The 19,687-nt window shown below is 70.3% G+C and carries 20 protein-coding genes; 10 read left to right on the top strand and 10 right to left on the bottom strand.

The window, feature by feature from the left end; genetic code table 11:
- Positions 1 to 70 precede the first annotated feature (70 nt).
- The 3 genes from A6A25_RS34790 to A6A25_RS34780 are packed head-to-tail and all read left to right on the top strand — an operon-like array spanning position 71 to position 2,009.
- Positions 71 to 757 carry a glycosyltransferase family 2 protein gene (locus A6A25_RS34790; protein ID WP_241829077.1) on the top strand — a complete coding sequence of 229 codons (687 nt, stop codon included), beginning with the start codon at positions 71 to 73 and terminating at the stop codon, positions 755 to 757.
- A 2-nt stretch (positions 758 to 759) separates the two neighbouring features.
- Entirely contained in the window at positions 760 to 1,125 is a 366-nt protein-coding gene (locus A6A25_RS34785) for a DUF2304 domain-containing protein (protein ID WP_073897482.1), read from the top strand.
- Positions 1,122 to 2,009 carry a glycosyltransferase gene (locus A6A25_RS34780; RefSeq protein ID WP_073897480.1) on the top strand — a complete coding sequence of 296 codons (888 nt, stop codon included), beginning with the start codon at positions 1,122 to 1,124 and terminating at the stop codon, positions 2,007 to 2,009. The genes A6A25_RS34785 and A6A25_RS34780 overlap by 4 nt, the downstream gene beginning before the upstream one ends.
- Before the next feature lie 54 nt (positions 2,010 to 2,063).
- On the opposite strand, the gene A6A25_RS34775 is transcribed toward A6A25_RS34780, so the two are convergent.
- Both A6A25_RS34775 and A6A25_RS34770 read right to left on the bottom strand, forming a co-directional pair.
- On the bottom strand, positions 2,064 to 3,359 hold the full coding sequence (locus tag A6A25_RS34775) for a lipopolysaccharide biosynthesis protein (protein WP_143193598.1): 1,296 nt from the start codon (positions 3,357 to 3,359) through the stop codon (positions 2,064 to 2,066).
- Between the two features lie 55 nt (positions 3,360 to 3,414).
- Entirely contained in the window at positions 3,415 to 5,463 is a 2,049-nt protein-coding gene (locus A6A25_RS34770) for a DUF6541 family protein (protein WP_073897476.1), read from the bottom strand.
- A 270-nt stretch (positions 5,464 to 5,733) separates the two neighbouring features.
- On the opposite strand from A6A25_RS34770, the gene glf reads away from it, so the two are divergent.
- The 3 genes from glf (at position 5,734) to A6A25_RS34755 (ending at position 10,740) form a co-directional block, all read left to right on the top strand.
- Positions 5,734 to 6,921, top strand: coding sequence for a UDP-galactopyranose mutase (gene glf / locus A6A25_RS34765; RefSeq protein ID WP_083668910.1), 1,188 nt, complete (start codon positions 5,734 to 5,736; stop codon positions 6,919 to 6,921).
- Between the two features lie 7 nt (positions 6,922 to 6,928).
- Positions 6,929 to 8,800: a glycosyltransferase gene (locus A6A25_RS34760; protein WP_073897474.1), complete on the top strand. Its 1,872-nt coding sequence runs from the start codon at positions 6,929 to 6,931 to the stop codon at positions 8,798 to 8,800.
- 83 nt (positions 8,801 to 8,883) lie between these two features.
- Positions 8,884 to 10,740, top strand: coding sequence for a glycosyltransferase (locus A6A25_RS34755; protein WP_241829076.1), 1,857 nt, complete (start codon positions 8,884 to 8,886; stop codon positions 10,738 to 10,740).
- Positions 10,741 to 10,767: 27 nt separating this feature from the next.
- Here the strand turns inward: A6A25_RS34755 and A6A25_RS34750 are convergent, their stop codons facing one another.
- Positions 10,768 to 11,076: a ribbon-helix-helix protein, CopG family gene (locus A6A25_RS34750; protein ID WP_073897470.1), complete on the bottom strand. Its 309-nt coding sequence runs from the start codon at positions 11,074 to 11,076 to the stop codon at positions 10,768 to 10,770.
- A 53-nt stretch (positions 11,077 to 11,129) separates the two neighbouring features.
- Here A6A25_RS34750 and A6A25_RS43545 point away from each other — a divergent pair, with 53 nt between their 5' ends.
- Entirely contained in the window at positions 11,130 to 11,387 is a 258-nt protein-coding gene (locus A6A25_RS43545) for a hypothetical protein (RefSeq protein WP_143193597.1), read from the top strand.
- Between the two features lie 41 nt (positions 11,388 to 11,428).
- Here the strand turns inward: A6A25_RS43545 and A6A25_RS34740 are convergent, their stop codons facing one another.
- From A6A25_RS34740 to A6A25_RS34715, 6 genes are all read right to left on the bottom strand, one after another.
- Positions 11,429 to 11,641 (bottom strand): hypothetical protein, encoded by a 213-nt coding sequence (locus tag A6A25_RS34740; protein WP_073897466.1) that lies wholly within the window; start codon positions 11,639 to 11,641, stop codon positions 11,429 to 11,431.
- Positions 11,642 to 11,719: 78 nt separating this feature from the next.
- Positions 11,720 to 12,616, bottom strand: coding sequence for a galactofuranosyltransferase GlfT1 (glfT1, locus tag A6A25_RS34735; protein WP_198932968.1), 897 nt, complete (start codon positions 12,614 to 12,616; stop codon positions 11,720 to 11,722).
- Between the two features lie 9 nt (positions 12,617 to 12,625).
- A complete protein-coding gene (wzt, locus tag A6A25_RS34730) occupies positions 12,626 to 13,441 on the bottom strand; it encodes a galactan export ABC transporter ATP-binding subunit Wzt/RfbE (RefSeq protein ID WP_073897462.1) in 816 nt (271 codons plus the stop codon).
- A 19-nt stretch (positions 13,442 to 13,460) separates the two neighbouring features.
- Positions 13,461 to 14,390 carry a galactan export ABC transporter permease subunit Wzm/RfbD gene (wzm, locus tag A6A25_RS34725; RefSeq protein ID WP_073897460.1) on the bottom strand — a complete coding sequence of 310 codons (930 nt, stop codon included), beginning with the start codon at positions 14,388 to 14,390 and terminating at the stop codon, positions 13,461 to 13,463.
- A gap of 59 nt (positions 14,391 to 14,449) precedes the next feature.
- Complete coding sequence (locus A6A25_RS34720) at positions 14,450 to 15,313, bottom strand: class I SAM-dependent methyltransferase (protein WP_073897458.1); 864 nt, start codon at positions 15,311 to 15,313, stop codon at positions 14,450 to 14,452.
- A gap of 92 nt (positions 15,314 to 15,405) precedes the next feature.
- Positions 15,406 to 15,957, bottom strand: a complete 552-nt coding sequence (locus tag A6A25_RS34715; RefSeq protein WP_073897456.1) for a bacterial proteasome activator family protein — start codon at positions 15,955 to 15,957, stop codon at positions 15,406 to 15,408.
- A 113-nt stretch (positions 15,958 to 16,070) separates the two neighbouring features.
- Between A6A25_RS34715 and A6A25_RS34710 the strand changes: the two genes are divergently transcribed.
- Complete coding sequence (locus A6A25_RS34710; RefSeq protein WP_073897454.1) at positions 16,071 to 17,270, top strand: cysteine desulfurase-like protein; 1,200 nt, start codon at positions 16,071 to 16,073, stop codon at positions 17,268 to 17,270.
- Between the two features lie 30 nt (positions 17,271 to 17,300).
- Positions 17,301 to 17,942: a class I SAM-dependent methyltransferase gene (locus tag A6A25_RS34705; RefSeq protein ID WP_073897452.1), complete on the top strand. Its 642-nt coding sequence runs from the start codon at positions 17,301 to 17,303 to the stop codon at positions 17,940 to 17,942.
- A 21-nt stretch (positions 17,943 to 17,963) separates the two neighbouring features.
- Here A6A25_RS34705 and A6A25_RS34700 read toward each other — a convergent pair whose 3' ends face one another.
- Positions 17,964 to 18,932: an NAD(P)H-quinone oxidoreductase gene (locus A6A25_RS34700; protein WP_073897450.1), complete on the bottom strand. Its 969-nt coding sequence runs from the start codon at positions 18,930 to 18,932 to the stop codon at positions 17,964 to 17,966.
- A gap of 55 nt (positions 18,933 to 18,987) precedes the next feature.
- Between A6A25_RS34700 and A6A25_RS34695 the strand changes: the two genes are divergently transcribed.
- Positions 18,988 to 19,635, top strand: coding sequence for a GNAT family N-acetyltransferase (locus A6A25_RS34695; protein WP_073897448.1), 648 nt, complete (start codon positions 18,988 to 18,990; stop codon positions 19,633 to 19,635).
- Positions 19,636 to 19,687: the final 52 nt, after the last annotated feature.

Below are 19,687 nucleotides of genomic sequence, written 5' to 3'. Positions count from 1 at the left end.
GTAGATGTCCTGGGTTGCAGTACTCTTCGAGCCACCTTCGTCCAACTTGCGCGGTATCTGGAGACCTCTTGTGACCGACTGGTCGGAAGTGTGGCTCGTCGTCCCGGTCTACAACGAGGGACAGGTCATCGAGGACGTCGTCCGGCACGCGCGGCAGACGTTCCCCAACGTCGTGTGCGTGGACGACGGCAGCCGGGACAACTCCGCGGACGGCATCCGGGCCGGTGGCGCCCACCTCGTCCAGCACCCGGTCAACCTCGGCCAGGGCGCGGCGATCCAGACCGGCGTCGAGTACGCGCGCAAGCAGCCGGGCGCCGAGTACTTCGTCACCTTCGACGCCGACGGCCAGCACCGCGTCGAGGACGTGCTGTCCATGTTGGAGAGACTGCGGTCCGAGCCGCTGGACATCATCGTCGGCACCCGCTTCCACGGTGACACCGCGCACATCCCGTGGATCAAGCGGGTCGTGCTCAAGACGGTCGTGATGCTCAGCCGCCGCACGCGCAAGCTCGGCCTGACCGACGCGCACAACGGCCTGCGGGTGTTCAACCGCACGGTGGCCGAGCAGATGAACATCACGCTGAACGGCATGGGTCACGCGTCGGAGATCGTCGAGATGATCGACCACCGCAAGTGGCGGGTGGCCGAGGAGCCGGTGACGATCCTGTACACCGAGTACTCGATGGCCAAGGGCCAGTCGCTCATCAACGGTGTGAACATCCTGTTCGACACCATGCTCAAGAGCAAGGCGCACTGATCATGCTGATCCAGTACATCCTGGTCCTGTTCACGATCGCCGTCCTGCTGCTGTTCCTGCGCAAGCGAGGGACCACCAAGTCGGCGGCGAGCGTGAAGCTCGCGTTCATGCTGTTCGTGGTGTTCGGCATCTACGCCGTGCTCCGCCCGGGCGACGTGACCGTGGTGGCCGGCTGGCTCGGCGTCGGCCGGGGCACCGACCTGCTGCTGTACGCGCTGGTCGTGGTGTTCACCTTCACCACCCTGAACGCCTACCTGAGGTTCAAGGAGCTGGAGCTGCGGTACGCGCGGCTGGCGCGGGCGATCGCGCTCCGCCAGGCCGAGCCGCCGGTTTCCGCTGGTCAAGGGCCTGGTGCGGAGCGGTCATGAGCGTGCACTTCGTCGTCCCCTACTACCTGGACGCGCGGTTCCTGATCGAGCTGGTGGACAGCGTCCGCAAGCAGACCAGCGACCAGTGGCGGCTGACCATCGTCGACGACCGGTACCCGGACACGACGGCGGAGGAGTACGTGCGGGGGTTGGCAGACCCGCGCATCGAGTACGTGCGCAACGAGCGCAACCTCGGCGCCACCGCCAACGTGAGCCAGTGCATGACGATGGGCAAGGAGGAGTACCTCGTCGTCATGGGCGCCGACGACGCGTTGGAGCCCAGGTACGTCGAGGTCGTCCTGGACGCGTTCAAGCGGTACCCGAACGCCGTCATGGTGCACCCGGGCGTGATCGTGGTCGACGGCGACAGCCGGCCGACCGACAGCCTCGCCGACAAGATCAAGCGGGTGGCCGCCCGGTCGGCGTGGAAAGAGCTGGAGCTGGACGGCCCGACCGCCGCGCAGAGCCTGATGAACGGCAACTGGCTGTACGTGCCCGCCATGGCGTTCCGCAACGACGCCGTGCCCAGGATCAAGCGGCTCGGCGAGTTCGGCTCGATCGCCGACCTGGCGTGGTCGATCGACATGCTCATCGGCGGCGGCACGCTGGCCCTGGACCCGACGCCGGTGTTCCGCTACCGCAGGCACGCGTCCAGCCACTCCTCGATCGGCGCGCACAGCGTGCGGCGGTTCGAGGAGGAGCAGCGGTACTACGCCGCGGCGGCCGAGCAGCTCAGCGAGGTCGGCTGGCACAGGGCCGCGCGCGCCGCGCGGCTGCACCTGCTCTGCCGCGGCCACATCACCAAGTCGGCGATCGACGCCGCGGTGGCGCGTGACCTGAAGCTCGCCAAGTCGCTGGCCGGCCGGGCGTTCAAGCGGGTGTGACCGCTCGGCCGGGCCACCGCGCCCGGCCGCGGGTCGCCCGGTGCGACCGGGGCGTCAGCTCGTGACGCCCCGCTGGTCCGTCGCCTCGGTCGCGTCGACCGTCGAGGCCCTGCGGAGCGCGGCCCGCAGTCCCAGCAGCATCACCAGCAGGGTCAGCAGCGGGCCGATGGTCTGCGCCAACGCCGCGATGAACGGCGGGTCACCCGGAAGGATGACCATCGCCAGTGTGGCCGCCGACCCGACCGCCCACCCGAGCGTGATCGTCTTGTCGCGACCCAGCGCGACCAGCGCGGGCTGCGCCACGAACGCGCCGATGAGGATGACCGTGCTGATCGCGAGCAGCATGGTGACCACGGTGGCCGGGTCGACCTTCGTGCCCATGAACGTGCGCAGCAGCCACGGCCCCACCAGCGTGAACACCACCGCGTACACCAGGCCGAGCCCGCAGAGCACGGCGAGCGCGAGCTTGATCCGCCGGGCGACGAACGCGTGGTCGCCCTTGGCGACCGCCGCGGTCAGGCTCGGCAGCAGCATCGTCTGGATCGGGTAGAGCAGCAGCAGCGGGATGCGGGCGACCACCACGGCCTGCCCGAACGCCAGCGCCACCACGCTGTCCAGCGGCAACCGGGAGTTGACCGCCAGCGGCGCCAGGTTGGGCAGCAGCTGGGACAGCAGCGTGGCCGCCGCCAGCGCGAGGAGCGCCTTCCCCACCGGAGGCACCGCGGGCGCCGGCGAGGTCGACGCGGACCGCGCCTTCGGCAGCCAGAGCAGCCCGACCAGCGCGGCGAGCAGCGATCCGCCCAGGTAGGCGAGCCCGAACAGCCACGCCTCGGACGCCTGCAGGACCACCAGCAGCCCGCACAGCCCGAGCCGCACGCCGCCCTCGACGGTCAGCGTCATCGCGTAGCCGTTGAACCGCTGCAGGCCGGCGAGCAGGCCGCGCACCACGCTCAGCGCCGCGATCAGCGCCGGTGTCGCCAGCACCTCGGCGAACAGCACCCAGTCACCGCCGAGCGTGCGGTCGACCGCGAACGGCGCGAGCAGCAGGAGCACCGCGACGACCGCCGCCGCCAGGCTCCCGCCCGACGCGGACACCCGGCTGACCACCGACCCCAGGGGCTGCCCGGAGGCGACGGCGCGGCTGGTCACCTGTTCGAGCGCGGCGAAGATGCCCGGCCCGATCACGTTGACCACGAAGTACAGGGTCACCGCCAGGTTGGCCTGGTCGGTGCTCAGCGTGTGACCCGTCAGCGCCACGAACAGGTACCCGGCGAGCCCGAACACGCCCAAGCCGAGGGCCATCTGCACGGAAGGGCTGAAGAGCCGCCGGAGGCTCATCGGGATCGACACCTGCCACACGTTAGGGGCACGGGGCCCGCCGTCGGTCGACCGGGTCCACCCGCGGTCAGCGGGTCGTCACCGCTTTCCCGGCGTCGCACGCCAACCGGTACAGCTTGACCGTGCCCTTCTGGGCCAGCAGCTCGAACCCGGGGTCCGAGGCCGAGACCCGCAGCCCCGGGTAGTCCTTGTTGCGCGCGTCGTGCGGCCAGAACGTCCGGTTGGCCATCAGCAGGTAGTGCACGCCCAGCCGTTCGGCCGCGCGGCACACCTCCGGGTCGCGGCCCGCTTCGTCCAGGTTCGCCGCCAGGAGGGTCTGCTCGGTGCTCCACGGGATGTTGGCGTGCGGGAACAGCGCCCGGCGGCCCACCTCGGCGAGCATCAGGGTGCTGCCGTCCCACGGGTTGTTCGCCACCAGGGCGTCCTCGGGCAGCTTGGCCTCCAGCTCGGACACGAACTCCTTCTCGGTCCGGTCGACCAGCGTGGTGCTCTGCGGCACGGATTCGATCGTGTACGACCCGGCCACGGTGCCCACGTTGGCCCCGACGTAGAAGACCTTGGTCAGCGGCGCCAGCGCGAGCAGCACCAGCAGGCTCAGCACGGTCGGGGTGCGCCACAGGGGCGGGCGCACCGGGCCCGCGGCCTGGTCGGCGCCCGCCACCACGATCCCGGGCGGCACGGTCGCCGCAGGCGCGGGCACCTTGGCCAGCAGGGCGCCCAGCCGGTCGGCCAGCCGCGTGATGCCGAGCACGGCGAGCGGCACGGTGGTCAGCGGCAGCATCGCGGCGAGCCGGAAGGAGTCGTTGTACCAGTAGCCGGTGATGAAGTGGGTGCTCGGCCGGTTGATCGCGGCCGCCACCACGTAGAGGAACACGGTGCCGGCGAACGCCGCCACCAGCCAGCGGCTGGTCCGCAGCCGCCACGCCACCACGGCGCCGATGATCGCGACCAGGGACAGCGCCCACAGCGCCGGCTTGCCGTTCGGCGCGCCGAGCAGGGCCTCGCCGACCGCGCGCGCGGGCGTCTCGAACGGCGGCCAGTAGTGGTTGCGGACCTCGGCGAACATCGGCGCGACCGCCACGTACGCCCACGCGCCCAGGAACGCGGCCAGCGCGGCCACCACGCCGGCCACCGCGCGGCCGGTGCGACCGGTGCGGTGCAGCCGGACCGCCCACCGCAGGATGCTGGTGGCGATCGGGAACAGCGCCACCACGATCAGGCTGAACACCGTGTTGGGGTGGGCGAAGGCGCAGGCCACGACCACCAGCGGGGCCAGCGCCATGGCGCGGCGCCTGCCGATGACGTCCTCCCTGGCCAGCGACGTGGCGGCGAGCACCATGGCGACACCGGCGGGCGCCAGGCCGAGGCCGAGCAGGTTCGACCACAGCACGCCGAAGCCGAGCAGGCCCCACGGGAACGCGGTGAACGCGACGCTCACCACGCCGGTCACCGCCATGGCGGCGGTCGACCGGCCGACGAGCTGGCGCACCAGCAACAGGCAGCTCAGCGGCCACACGAGCATCGCGATGGCACCCGCGACGATGTTCGCCGCCACCGCGATCGGCGCGCCCGTGCTCAGCACGACCAGCGAGGTCAGCCCGTGCCAGCCCGCCGGGTAGAACGTGGTCGGGGTGGCGACGTTGCCCAGCGTGCCCATCTCCATCGAGGAGGCGTTGCCGGAGTCGAGGATGTGCGCGAGCGCGCTGTAGTGGAAGATCGCGTCGTAGGTCTGGTTCAGCTGGTCCGGCTGTCCCATGCCCTTGACCAGCACGTACCACCCGATCGCGATCGCGGGCACCAGGCCGAGGGCGGCGGCGGCCAACACCCGGCGCGGGTCCGTCCGACGGGGTGGCGCGACCCGCCGCAGCAGCAGCGACACGATCACGGCCAGTACGACGACCACGGCGGTGGCGGCCAGCACGACGACCGGCGACCAGGTCAGGCCGAGCACGTCCGCCAGCACGGCGGTGACCGGCACGATGAGCATGCTCAGCGTCGGCGCCATGCCCCAGGCCGACAGGCCGCGCAGGCCGATCGCGTAGGAGAGCGCCGCACCGGGACCGACCAGCCACGCGGCGGTGACGAGCGCGACCGGCACAACCTCGAACCAGCTCATGTCCCTGCTACCCCACCGTCGTAGAGATGCGTGAGGCACTCCACCGGTGGCGTGACGACGACACCGGACAGCGTGAACGTGCCAGGTGCACGGTGCTGTGACATTGTGGTAAGGCCTCGTGGCGGAGTGTACCGACGCGGCCCGGCGGCCATCCCCCAGGCCGGTCGACCTGCGCGCGGGTGGTTCCCCCACGCCGGTGACGTGCGCGCCGGCGGTCTCCGGGTGGGTACCCGCCGGCCCGATCGCCCGGCGCGACTATCCTCGGGCCCCGTGAGCTTCGCTGGATTTGACCTGATCGTCGTCGGTTCCGGGTTCTTCGGCCTGACGGTCGCCGAACGCACAGCCTCCCAGCTCGACAAGCGCGTGCTCGTGTTGGAGCGGCGCGCGCACATCGGCGGCAACGCCTACTCCGAGCCAGAGCCCGAGACGGGCATCGAGGTGCACCGCTACGGCGCGCACCTGTTCCACACCTCCAACAAGCGGGTGTGGGACTACGTCAACCAGTTCACCGAGTTCACCGGGTACCAGCACCGGGTGTTCGCGATGCACGCCGGGCAGGCCTACCAGTTCCCGATGGGCCTCGGCCTCATCTCCCAGTTCGTCGGCCGCTACCTCAGCCCCTCCGAAGCCCGCGCCTGGGTCGCCGAGCACGCCGCCGAGATCGACTCCAAGGACGCGAAGAACCTGGAGGAGAAGGCGATCTCGCTCATCGGCCGCCCGCTGTACGAGGCGTTCGTGCGCGACTACACCGCCAAGCAGTGGCAGACCGACCCGAAGGAGCTGCCCGCGGCGGTCATCAGCCGCCTGCCGGTGCGCTACACCTTCGACAACCGCTACTTCAACGACACCTACGAGGGCCTGCCCGTCGACGGGTACACCGCGTGGCTGGAGAAGATGGCCGACCACCCGAACATCGAGGTGCGGCTGAACACCGACTTCTTCGACGTCCGCGACGAGATCCCGGCCGGCACGCCCGTCGTCTACACCGGACCGCTGGACCGCTACTTCGACTACAGCGAGGGCTGGCTGGGCTGGCGCACGCTGGACTTCGAGCAGGAAGTCCTGCCCGTCGGCGACTTCCAGGGCACGCCGGTGATGAACTACAACGACGCCGAGGTGCCCTACACCCGCATCCACGAGTTCCGGCACTTCCACCCCGAGCGCGAGTACCCGTCGGACAAGACGGTCATCGTGCGGGAGTTCTCCCGGGCGGCCGAGAAGGACGACGAGCCGTACTACCCGATCAACACCGCCGAGGACCGCGCGAAGCTGGAGCGCTACCGCGAACTCGCGCGAGCTGAAGCCGCCGAGCGTAACGTCGTCTTCGGTGGTCGACTGGGCACCTACAAGTACCTGGACATGCACATGGCGATCGGTTCGGCGCTGAGCGTGTTCGACAACAAGATCGCCCCGCACCTGGCCTCCGGTCGGGCGCTGGACGGTTCGCTGGAGGACTGATTCGGTTATGTCGGGCAACTCCACCCTCGTCGAGCACGAGGCTCCGGAGAAACTGCTGGCGCAGCGCGGCCTGTTCGCCGGGCCGTCGCAGATCGTCTCCGAGGACCTCTACGCCGAGATCTCCCAGGGCATCGCCGACCGTGAGCGGCACCGCCTGGTCGTGCACCCGCACGCCGCGGTGTCGATGAACACCTACTTCGGCCGGTTCCCGGCGACCTACTGGCAGCGGTGGTGCGTCAGCGCCGAGGTGGAGCTGAGCCTGACCCTGACCGGTTCGGGCACGGTCTCGATCGTCGCCTCCGACGCCGAGGGCGAGACCCGCACCGTCGTCGCCGAGCAGGTCTCGGGGGCGGACGCGCGGGTCGTCACGATGACCGCCAGGATCGACAAGTTCACCGACGGCGGCGCGCTGTGGTTCGACGTCGTCACCGGCGAGCACGAGCTGGTGGTCGAGCACCCCCGGTGGACCGTCGCGCCGCCGAAGAACGTCCGGCCGACCGCGATCGTCATCTGCACGTTCAACCGGGTCGAGGACTGCCTCAACACGATGGCGGCCCTCGCGTCGGACCCGGAGCCGTTGAGCCTGGTCGACGCGGTGTACGTGGTGGACCAGGGCAGCGACCCGGTCGAGTCGCGGCCCCGGTTCGCCGAGGTCGCCGCCGCGCTGGGCGACAAGCTGCGCTACATCCGCCAGCCCAACCTCGGCGGCGCGGGCGGCTTCACCCGCGGCCTGTACGAGGTCATGGAGGTCGACCACGCCGAGCACGCCAACGTGCTCTTCATGGACGACGACGTGCTGTGCGAGCCGGAGATCGTGGTCCGCACGACCGCGTTCGCCAACCGCACCGCGCAGCCGGTCATCGTCGGCGGGCAGATGCTGTACCTGCTGCACCCGAACCACCTGCACGTGGGCGCGGAGTACGCCAACCTCGACACGCTTGCCCCCGGCCAGGTCGTGGAGGGCGCGCTGCACGACGCCGACCTCACCGGGTACGACGAGGAGACCGGCAAGCGCAACGTGCAGGACCGCCGGGTCGACGCGGGCTACAACGGCTGGTGGTCGTGCCTGATCCCGTCGGAGATCGTCAAGGCGGTCGGCTACCCGCTGCCGCTGTTCTTCCAGTGGGACGACATCGAGTACGGCTACCGCGCGCGGGCACACGGGTTCGCCACGGTCACGCTGCCCGGCGCGGGCGTGTGGCACGCCGACTTCCACTGGAAGGACTGGGACGACTGGCACCGGTACTTCAACCTGCGCAACGCCCTGATCACCTCGGCGCTGCACAGCCAGTTCGACCCGAAGCGGATCTGCCGGTCCATGGCGGCCCAGCTCGCCACCTACCTCGTCGGCATGCAGTACGGCCTGGCGGCGACGCAGCTCAAGGCCATCGAGGACTTCCTCAAGGGTCCCGAGGTGCTGCGTGACGGCGGCGTCCAGGCGGCGGCGGACATCCGCAAGCTGCGCGCCGAGTACCCCGAGACGGTCAAGCACCCGGCCTCGGAGGTGCCCGGCATCTCGTCCGGCGACCTGCCGCTGATCAGCGCGCCGCCCGCGCCGCGGCTGTTCGCGCCGGTGCTGGCCAAGCGCGTGGTCAACCAGCTGCTCGGCCGCAGCGTGCACGACGTCGGCGCGGTGGCCGCGGGCGACTCGGCCTGGTGGCACGTGTCGCTGTTCAACACCGCCGTGGTCACCGACGCGTCCCAGGAGGGCGTGCGGGTCCGGCGGCGCGACCGCGAGCTGGCCATCCGGCTCGGCAAGCAGGGCACCAAGCTGCTCAAGGAGCTGTACCAGCGCGCTCCCGAGATGCAGCGCGCGTACCGCGACTCGATGGACGAGCTGACCAGCCGCGAGAACTGGCGGCGGTTGTACGACCTGTGATGGAAGGGGCGGGGCGGCCGGTGAGCGGTCGCCCCGCTTCTCTTTCCCCGTCTTCTCCCGTGCTTCTCACCGAGGGACCTTCAGTGGACGCAGTGCACCGGATCATCCTGCCGAGGGACGACGACCCGCTCGACGTCCGGCCGATGTACCTGGACGAGCCGGAGAACGTGCACTGCCAGGTCGACTCGCGGCGCGGGCTGACCGTGCCCGAGCACGCCAAGGTGTCGTTCGCGACGTACTTCAACGCGTTCCCGGCCAGCTACTGGAAGCGGTGGACGGTCGTCGACGAGGTGGTGCTGCGGCTGCGCGTGCGCGGCTCCGGCCGGGTCGACGTGTACCGCTCCAAGCCCAGTGGCGACGTCGTGCACCTGGAGGGCGAGTTCGTCCGGGACGCGGCGGACTGGACCGAGCTGGAGTTCCCGGTGTCGCTGCGGCCGTTCGAGGACGGCGGGCTGATCTGGTTCGACGTGTTCACGCACGAGGCGCCGCTGAGCATCCGGGACGCCGAGTGGGCCGTGCGGTCGCCGCTGCCCGCGAAGAAGGTCGCGGTCACCATTACCACGATGCGTCCGCACGACGCGGTCGCGGCGCTGCGGGCGCTGGGCAGCGACCCGGCCGTGCTCGACGTGGTGAGCAACGTGTTCGTGGCCGACCAGGGCGCGGTGAAGGTGCGCTCGGTGCCCGGTTTCGTGGAGGCGGAGGCCGGGCTGGGTGGCCGGCTCGAAGTCATCGAGCAGGACAACCTCGGCGGTGCCGGCGGGTTCACCCGGGGCATGCTCGAAGCGGTCGAGCGCACCGACGCCGACCAGATCATGCTGATGGACGACGACATCCGGCTGGAGCCGGAGGCCGTGCTGCGGTCCAACGCGTTCGCGCGGGCGGCGGCGTCGCCGGTCATCGTCGGCAGCCACATGCTGAACCTGCAGGCCAGGACCAGGATCCACAGCACCGCCGAGATCGTGGATTTGGGCACGTGCTTCTGGCGCGCCGCGCCCGGTGCGGTGACCGACCACGACTTCGCCGAGTCGTCGCTGCGCGAGACGCCCGAGCTGCACCCCCGCGTGGACGCCACCTACAACGGCTGGTGGATGTGCCTGTTCCCGCGCGAGGTCGTGCAGCGGACCGGCTACCCGCTGCCGCTGTTCATCAAGTGGGACGACGCCGAGTACTCGCTGCGGGCGCTGGAGCACGGGTTCCCGACCGTGTCGCTGCCGGGTTCGGCGGTGTGGCACATGCCGTGGACGGACAAGAACGACTCCACCGACTGGCAGGCCTACTTCCACACCCGCAACCGGCTGGTGCTGGCCGCGTTGCACAGCCCGTACGACGTGCGGAACGTGATCGTGAAGCACGGGCTGAAGCTGTCGCTGCGGCACCTGCTGTCCATGGAGTACTCCACGGTGGCGTTGCAGCAGAAGGCGATCGAGGACTTCCTGGACGGCCCGGCGGGCCTGTTCGACTCGCTGCGCACGGCGTTGCCGATGGTGCGGGCGATGCGCGAGGAGTACAGCGACGCCCAGCGCCTGGAGTCGGCCCGCGAGTTCCCGCCGCCCACGTTCGACCAGGTGCGGGCCGAGGCGTTGCTGCAGCCGTCGAAGAGCAAGGCGACGATCGCGGTGCGCGCGGCGAAGTCCGTGCTGCACAACCTGCGCCCACCACAGCCGGCCGCGGGCGAACGACCGCAGCTCAACGTGCCCGCCCTGAACGCCCGCTGGTTCCTGCTGGGCAACCTGGACAGCGCCACCGTCTCGACGGCCGACGGCACCGGTGTCGCGTTCTACAAGCGCGACCCCGAGCAGTTCCGCACCCTGATGGCCAGGGCCGTCCGCAACTACCGCCGGCTGGGCAAGGAGTGGCCGAGGCTGCGCAAGCAGTACCGCGACGCCCTGCCGGACCTCACGTCGGCCGAGCGCTGGCGCAAGGCCTTCGAGAACCACTGACCGGTCGGCTGCGTCGACCCACCACGGTCAGTGGTGAGCGAGGTACTCCTCCAGCGCCTCGCGGATGACCATGGAGGTCGTCGTCTGCCGATCCCTCGCCAACTGCTCGACTCGTTCCTTCAGTTGAGCGGGCACGCGTGCCTTGACTTCGGGAGACGTGCTGCCGGCTGCCGACAGAGAAGGGCGGCCGACCCGAGCCAGAGCCTCCTGTGCCATCTCCTCGGCACGTGCTTCGGTGATCCGACGCCCCTTGCTGTCAAGGACGACTTCCTCGTCCAGGTCGACGTCCTCGACCTGGTCAGCATCAAACTTGTACTCACGAACCACGATGATCACCTCCGGTGCGGTGCATGGCGGGGCTAGCGGTCTCGGTAGTGGGTGGGCATCACGTGGATGATGAGGAGTACGTCATCGGCCTCGAGTTCGACTCCTACGATCTCGAGTTCCACGCCTCGGTCGTCATCTCCGAGCCACAGGAGCTTCGGATCTTCGTCGTCCTGGAGGGGCAGGGCGGTCGGGAAGTAATTGTTGATCACGTGCAGGGCGTGCGCCCGCCCGATGCGGTGCTTGCGGGCAGACTGGGTGAACCTGAGGCGCACCCCGGCAATTTTGCGCCACAAAATTATGCTCGTCAAGGCGTGGCGTGACCAGCGGTGTCGTTCCCGGTCTCCGGACGACCGGCCGGCGGCTAGGCGAAGTGGGCGGCGACGACGTGGCTGAAGTTGACCACGAACTCCTGGCCGTCGGCGGTCCGGATGGCTTGGGTGTGGCCGTTGCGCACGACCTGGATCAGGCGTGGGCCGAGGTCGTCGGCGGTGTCCGGGGAAATCCGGATGGTGATCGGGTTCGGGTTCGCGGCGAGGTGCAGGACCAGGGCCGTCTTACGCGCTTCAGAAGTCATGGCGCACAGCCCACCAGGGCGGGCCTGACCAGGCAAGACGGGTTCGCCGTCAGCGATTCCGCGTCCGGCTGAACCCGATCACTTGCGGAAGAAGCGCTCCCGCTGGCCCAGGCGCACCAGCTTCAACCACTCCACGAACGCCTTCGGGTCGCGCCGCACCCCGATGAAGTACAGCCCGAACCGGAACGCCTCCAGCAGGCCCAGCTTGCGCATGCCCGGCTGCGACAGCAGGTAACCCCGGTTGCGGTAGGTGTAGTAGCGCTTGACCGCGTTCTCCGGGTCCTGCGCGTGGAACCGGCCGCCGAGCATCGGCTTGAACTCGTCCGAGCCGTCCGGGTGCAGGTAGGCGACCTTCAGCGACGTGCCGAACGGCAGGCCGGTGCGCACCAGCCGCCGGTGGATCTCCACCTCGTCGCCGCGGAAGAACAGCCGGTAGTCCGGCACGCCGATGACGTCCACCGTGGACGCCCGGAACAGCGCGCCGTTGAACAGCGACGCGATGCCGGGCAGGAAGTCCGCGCCGAGCTCGGAGGCGTTGCGCTTCCAGGTCAGCCCGCGTCGCAGCGGGAACGCCAGCTTCTCCGGCCGCTCGATGTTCGCCACCACCGGCGAGATCGCGGCCAGCCTGCGCCGCTGGGCCTCCTCCAGCAGCACGGCCAGCACGGTCTCGTCGGCGGGCCGCCCGTCGTCGTCGGCCAGCCACAGCCAGTCAGCGCCCAGCGACAGCGCGTGCAGCATCCCCAGCGCGAACCCGCCGGCACCACCGAGGTTGCGGTGCGAGGCGAGGTACGTGGTCGGGATCGGGCACTGCGCCACGAGGTCGTCCACCGGCTGGTCCGGCCCGTTGTCCACGACCACCAGGTGGTCCAGCGGGCGCGTCTGCGACGCCAGCACCTTCAACGAGTCGGCCAGCAGGTCGCGCCGGTGCCTGGTCACCACGACCCCGACGACGGAACCCTGCGGCAGTGCGCCCACCACGCTCACCTACTCGCCACCGTTCCCGCTCAACACCCGCGGCTGACCGATCCGCTCCAGCGCCTCGGCGGACATGTTCTCGAACGGGTCACGCCCCTTGTAGGAGGTGAGCACCTCGCGCAGCGAGCCCTGCATCTTGACCTTGCCCTCGTCCATCCAGATCGCCGTGGTGCAGAACTCGGCGAGGAAGTCGTCGGAGTGGTTCGCGAACACCAGGATGCCCGATCGCTTCACCAGGTCGTTCATCCGGTCCCGGGCCTTGGCCATGAAGGCCGCGTCGACCGCGCCGATGCCCTCGTCCAGGATCAGGATCTCCGGGTCGATCGAGGTCACGATCCCCAGCGCCAACCGCACCCGCATACCCGTCGAGTAGGTGCGCAGCGGCATCTGGAGGTAGTCGCCGAGCTCGGTGAACTCGGTGATGTCGTCGACCCGCTTCTCCATCTCCTTGCGGCTCATGCCGAGGAACAGGCCGCGGATCATGATGTTCTCGTACCCGGAGATCTCCGGGTCCATGCCGACGCCGAGGTCGAACACGGGCGCGACCTTGCCGACGACGCGCGAGCTGCCCCGCGTGGGCTCGTAGATGCCCGCGAGCAACCTCAGCAGGGTCGACTTGCCGGCGCCGTTGTGGCCGACGAGGCCGACGCGGTCACCGTGCCGCAGCGAGATGTTGATGTCGTGCAGGGCTTCGATGATCGGGACCCGGCCCTCGGAGCCGATCTTGCCGCCGACCTTGCCCAGCGCGAGCTTCTTCAGCGACCTCGACTTGGCGTCGAAGATCGGGAAGTCGACCGAGGCGTTCCAGACGTCGATGCTGACCATGATGTGTTTGCGGCCTCACTCAGACCCAGTAGGAGACGCGGGCACGGTAGTTCCGCATCGCGATCAGCGCCAGGGCCCACCCGACGACGGTGAACCCGCCGACGACGACCCAGTGGTGCCAGTCCTGCACGTGCCCGAGCAGGGGTGCCCGGAAGATCTCCACGTAGTGGTAGATCGGGTTCAGCTCGGCGATCAGCATGCGCCAGCCACCGCTCTCGCTCTCGCCCTCGGCGCCGGTGACCTTGTTGAGCACGCCCACGTGCCACACGATCGGCGTCATGAAGAAGACCAGGTTGATGAAGCTGCTGATCACCGGCGGGATGTCGCGGAACCGGGTGCTGATGATGCCGAACAGCAGCGCCACCCACACCGCGTTCACCACGATCAGGGCGAACGCCGGGATCACCATCAGCACGGCCCACGACAGGCCGGGCTGCGTGATCGGGTCGCCCTCGTACATCACGTACTCCCCGACCAGTGACGGGAAGAAGATCGCGGCGACGACGATGTAGACGGCCATGTTGTGCGCGAGGAACAGCACCTGGCGCCACACCATGCGCAGCACGTGCACCGTGATGGGGGCGGGCAGGTGCTTGATCAGGCCTTCGTTGGCGATGAAGACCTCGGTGCCCTCGGTAACCACGCCGAGGATGAAGTTCCAGATGATGAAGCCCGCCGTGACGTACGGCAGGAACGTGCCCAGCTCCTGGTTGAACAGCTGGGAGTACAGCAGGCCGAGCGCGAGCGCCGTCGTGCCCATGGAGATGGTGATCCACAGGGGACCGATGACCGACCGGCGGTACCGCTGCTTGATGTCCTGCCAGCCGAGGTGGCCCCACAGCTCCCGCTGCTTCCAGCCGGCGCGCACGTCGCCGAACGCGCGCGCGAAGGTGCGCGAGTTGGGTGCCAGGGGAGCGGGAGGTCGCTCGACCGTACTCGTGGGTTGCACGAGGGGTGAGACTACCGGCGACGGGGTGATGACCCTGTCGCCGGGCTGTCACGGTGCGGTCACCCCTGCTGAGGAGCCTCCGGCACCCCGGTCACCTTCATGATCACCTGTTCGTGATCGTACGTGTACCCACAGTAGTCGAACTTTATTCCGGTGCGTTCGACGTACTCCGTCCAGGCCTTGTGCTCGTGCTCCTGCCACCCGGGGTAGTTGAAGTACTCGTCGAAGACGATCACGCTGCCCGGCACCAACCGGGGTCCGACCAGGTCGAGCACGGTCTTCGTGGACGAGTAGAGGTCGCAGTCGACGTGCAGGAACGACACCGGGCCGGGGTGCTCCTCCAGGAAGCCGGGCAGGGTGTCGTCGAACCAGCCGACGACCAGCTCCGCGCCGTCCACGTCCGGCAGGCCGTCCATGCCGAACAGGCCGGCCGGGAAGCCGTTGCGCCAGTCCTCGGGCAGGCCCTCGAACGAGTCGAAGCCGTACACGTCGCGGCCCTCGAACGCGGTGGCGATCAGCTTGAGCGTGCCGCCGGTGTAGACGCCGAACTCCAGCGCCATGCCCTCGGCCCCGACCAGCCCGAGCGCGTGCTCCAGCGTGGCGTGCGGGTGGCCGAAGTGCGGCGCGGTCGGCAGGTGCCTGCGCACGAACCGGGCGCTCTCCAGGGCCGCTTCCTGCTCGCCCGCGAACACCAGGTCGCGCCGGGCGCGGATCTCGTGCTGGACGGTCGCGTCGACCGCGCGGTCGGCCGCCCGGTCGGCCTGCCTGCGCAGCTCCTCCACCTCTTGCTGGAGCCGGGCGATCCGCTCGGCCTGTTCGTGGTGGTAGGGGCGCACCACGTCGTCGATGACCCGGAAGATCTTGCCGCGCACGCGCTTGCGGACTTCTTCGACGAGCGGGTTGTGCCGGACTTTGTCGAGCACCTGAGGGCTCCTCTCGCGGGTGTGGCGGTGAACACGGTCGGGCAGCGCGGTGCCCGTTGTCCAGCCCGCGACCTCACCGCCGCACCGGAAAGTTACAAGTACTGACCGGTCCCCCGGATGTGCGGACCGCTCTCGCCGTCGGCGTGGCCGGAACCGGCGGGCAGCGCGCGGCCGCGCATCTGCTCCAACTGGACGCGTGCTGCCATCTGCTGGGCGAACAGGGCCGTCTGAATGCCGTGGAACAGGCCCTCCAACCAGCCCACGAGCTGTGCCTGGGCGATCCGCAGCTCCGCGTCGGAGGGGGTGCCCTCCTCGGTGAACGGCAGGGAAAGCCGTTCCAGCTCGTCGCGCAGCTCCGGCGCCAGGCCGTCCTCCAGCTCGTCGATGGAGCGCTTGTGGATCTCCTTGAGCCGGTTGCGGCTCGCCTCGTCCAGGGGTGCCGCGCGCACCTCCTCCAACAGCTGCTTGATCATCGTGCCGATGCGCATGACCTTCGCCGGCTGCTCGACCAGGTCGGTCACGTCCTGGCCGCCCGCGTCGTCACCGGCCGGCACCCGTGCGGCGCCCACGGGGGTGCCGTCCGGGCCGACCACGACCACATGACGCTCGTTCTCCACCTGATCACCTCGGGGTGCCTCGCTCATGCCTCCCATCCTGGCCCGATCGGGTGGCGAACGCCGAACCGGGTCACAGATCGGGTGGCAAACCCGCGGCCCCTGCTGTCGCTCGTCCCGGCGTCCTCCGTACGGTGTGCGGCATGGCGTTCGACGTCGCCCGGGTCCGTGGGCTGTTCCCCGCGCTCGGCGACGGCTGGGTTCATCTGGACGCTCCTGCGGGCATGCAAGTACCCGAACAGGTGGCCACGGCCGTCTCCACCGCGCTGCGCGCACCCGTCTCCGGGCCGGGTGGCATATTCCCCGCATCACAACGCGCCGAGGCCATCGTGGACGCGGCCAGGCGGGCGGTGGCCGACCTGGTCGGCGCCGACCCGGCCGGTGTGGTGCTCGGCCCGAGCTCCGCGGTGCTGCTGCAACGGCTGGCCGACGCGCTGTCGGAGGGCTGGTTCCTCGGCGACGAGGTCGTGGTGTCGCGGCTGGACCACCCCGGCAACATCGCGCCGTGGCAGCGGGCCGCGCAGCGCACCGGCAGCGTGGTGCGGTGGGCCGAGGTCGACATCGAGACGTGCGAGCTGCCCGCCTGGCAGTACGACGACCTGGTCACGCCCAAGTGCAAGCTGGTCGCGGTGACGGCCGCGTCCGGCTCCGTCGGCACCCGCCCGGACCTGCGCAAGATCGCCGAGGCCGCGCGCCGCACGGACGCGCTGGTCGTGGTGGACGCCTCCTCCGCCGCGCCGTTCGTGCCGCTGGACATCACCGCGATGGACGCCGACGTGGTGGCGGTGTCGGCGAACAACTGGGGTGGTCCGCCGGTGGGCGCGCTGGTGTTCCGCGACCCGTCGATGCTCGACCTGCTGCCGTCGGTGGCGGTGGAGCCGGGCGCGCGGGGTCCCGAACGCCTGGAACTGGGCCCGCACGCCTACCCGCTGCTGGCCGGGCTGGTCGCGTCGGTCGAGTACCTGGCCGGTCTGGACGACGCCGCGGTCGGTCCGCGCCGCGAGCGCGTGCTCACGTCGTTGGGGTCGGTGAAGGCCTACCAAGCCGGACTTCTGGCTAATCTCATCAACGAACTGCGATCGCTCCGTCACGTCATGGTGATCGGCGACGCCATGCGCCGGGTGCCGGCGCTGGCGTTCACGGTGGCCGGCGTGAAGGCGACCGACGGCGTCGAGCACCTGTCCGAGCGGGGCGTGTGCGCGTTCGCCGACTCGGGGCAGCACGGCGTGTTCTCGGTGTTGGGCGTCGGTGAGGTGGGCGGTGCGATCCGCGTCGGCCTGGCGCACTACACGAACGCGGTGGAAGTGGACGAGCTCGTGCGGGCGGTCGCCGAGCTGGCGTGAGGTCGGGTTGCGCGGAGACCGGGGGGCTGGGTGGACGACCTGCTGTCACGGGAACTCGCCGATCTCGCCGCACTGCACCGCCTGGCACCCCTGATGACGGAGTACCTGCCCAACACGGCGCACGAGCTGCGGCCCGCCGCGCTGGCGGCCGTGGTGGACGAGGTGCTGCTCGGCTCGCGGACCGTGCTCGTCGAGTGCGGGTGCGGTGCGTCGTCGGTGGTGCTGGCGCGGCTGTTGGCGCGGCGCGGGTTCGGGCACCTGCTGTCGGTCGAGCACGACGAGCGCACGGCGGCGTTCGTGGCCAGCCAGTTGCGGCGGGAAGGGCTGGGGCACGTGGCGCGGGTCGTCCACGCGCCGTTGACACCTCATCCGGCGGCGTTGGGGAACGCGCAGTGGTACCACCCGCAGCTCGTGCACGACGAGGTGTCGGCGTACGTGGAGCGGTACGGGTTGGTCGACTTGTTGTTGGTGGACGGGCCCTTGTTGGGTGATGCGCGGTATCCGGCGTTGCCCGTGCTGCGCGGTGTGCTCGCGCCGGGTGCGGCGGTGCTCGTGGACGACGCGGAGCGGCCGGGCGAGCAGACCGTGCTGGTGCGGTGGGCCGAGGAGTTCGCGCTGCGCTTCCGCACGACGCCGCGCACCTTCCTCGCCACCGCGACCGCGTTGGAGTGACGGCCGCCAGACCGCCAGCACTCAGATCGTCAGCACGAGCTTGCCGAACACGTCGCCGCCCTCCAGGGCGCGATGGGCACCGGCGGCCCGGTCAATCGGCAGCACGTCGTGCACGACCGGCTTGACCCGCCCCGACGCGATCAACGGCCACAGGTGCTCGCGCACCTCGGCCACGATCCGACCCTTGCCGCTCGGACCGTCCACGGGCCGGAACCGCAACCCGGTCGCCGTCACGCTCGCCCGCTTCGACAGCACCTTGCCGATGTTCAGCTGACCCTTCACCCCGCCCTGCATGCCGATGATCACCAACCGGCCGTCCGGCGCGAGCACGTCCACGTTCCGGTCCAGGTAAGAGGCGCCCATGTTGTCCAGCACGACGTCCGCCTGCCCGACCTCGGCCACGAAGTCCTGCTCGCGGTAGTTCACCAGGACGTCGGCGCCCAGCTCGGCGCAACGCCGCAGCCGCTGCGCCGAACCCGCCGTGACGGCGACGCGCGCACCGAGCGCCTTGGCGACCTGGATGGCGTGCGTGCCGATGCCGCCGGCCCCGCCGTGCACCAGGAACGTCTCGCCGCTCGCCAACCCCGCCACCATCACGACGTTCGACCACACCGTGCACGCGACCTCGGGCAGCGAAGCGGCCGTCACCAGGTCGACGCCCGCCGGCAAGGGCAGGAGTTGCGCGGCCGGGACGACGACCCGTTCCGCGTACCCGCCGCCGGCGAGCAGCGCGCACACCTCGTCGCCGACCCGCCACCCCGTCACGCCCTCGCCGAGCGCCGCGACCGTGCCCGAGCACTCCAGGCCGAGCACGTCCGACGTGCCCTTCGGCGGCGGGTAGTGGCCCTGGCGTTGCAGCAGGTCGGCCCGGTTCACCGCGGTCGCGGCCACGTCGAGGAGCACCTCTCCCGGCCGCGGTTCGGGGTCCCGAACCTCCGTCCACGCCAGCACGTCGGGCCCGCCGGGTTCACGAATGGTGATCGCGCGCATGGCCTGACGGTAATCGGGTCGCCGCCCGCGCGCGCGACCGTCACCATCGACGGGCATGAACCACTGGCCGTTCCACGACCTCGTGCTCCGCACACCGCGCCTCGAACTGCGCCCCGACGACGACGCGGGCCTGGCCGAACTGGCGGACCTGGCGCTCGACGGCGTCCACCCGCCCGACCGGATGCCGTTCGGCGTGGAGTGGACCGACGCGCCGCGTGAGCGGCTCGGCCTGAACACCCTCCAGCACTTCTGGGACGTGCGGTCGAGGCTCTCGCCGCGGCGGTGGACGGTGAACTTCATCGTGCGCCTGGACGGCCGCGCGGTGGGGGTGCAGTCGCTCGGCGCCGACGACTTCCCGGTCCTGCGCGAGGTCATGACCGGGTCGTGGCTCGGGCTGCGGCACCAGGGCGACGGGATCGGCACGGAGATGCGGGCCGCCGTCCTGCTGTTCGCGTTCGACCACCTCGACGCGGTGGCGGCCCGGTCGAGCGCGTTCACCGACAACCACGCGTCGCTCGCCGTGAGCCACAAGCTCGGCTACCGACCCGACGGCACGTTCACGCAGGTCCGGCGGGGTGAACCGGCTCGGCAGACCCGGCTGCTGGTGACCCCGGGCACGTTCCGCCGACTCGACTGGGCGCTGCGAGTGACCGGTGTCACGCCGTGCTTGCCCCTGCTCACAGCGCGAGAACCCGCCGAGTGACGGATTGCGCTCACCTCCGTGACTTGTGAGGGTTCGGCATCCGAGTGAAGGG

The organism is Saccharothrix sp. CB00851, from assembly GCF_001905065.1.
In the GTDB taxonomy this organism is placed as follows: Bacteria; Actinomycetota; Actinomycetes; order Mycobacteriales; family Pseudonocardiaceae; genus Actinosynnema.
Note: the sequence above shows the minus strand (reverse complement) of the source record. Positions and strands in the feature narration are given on the sequence as shown.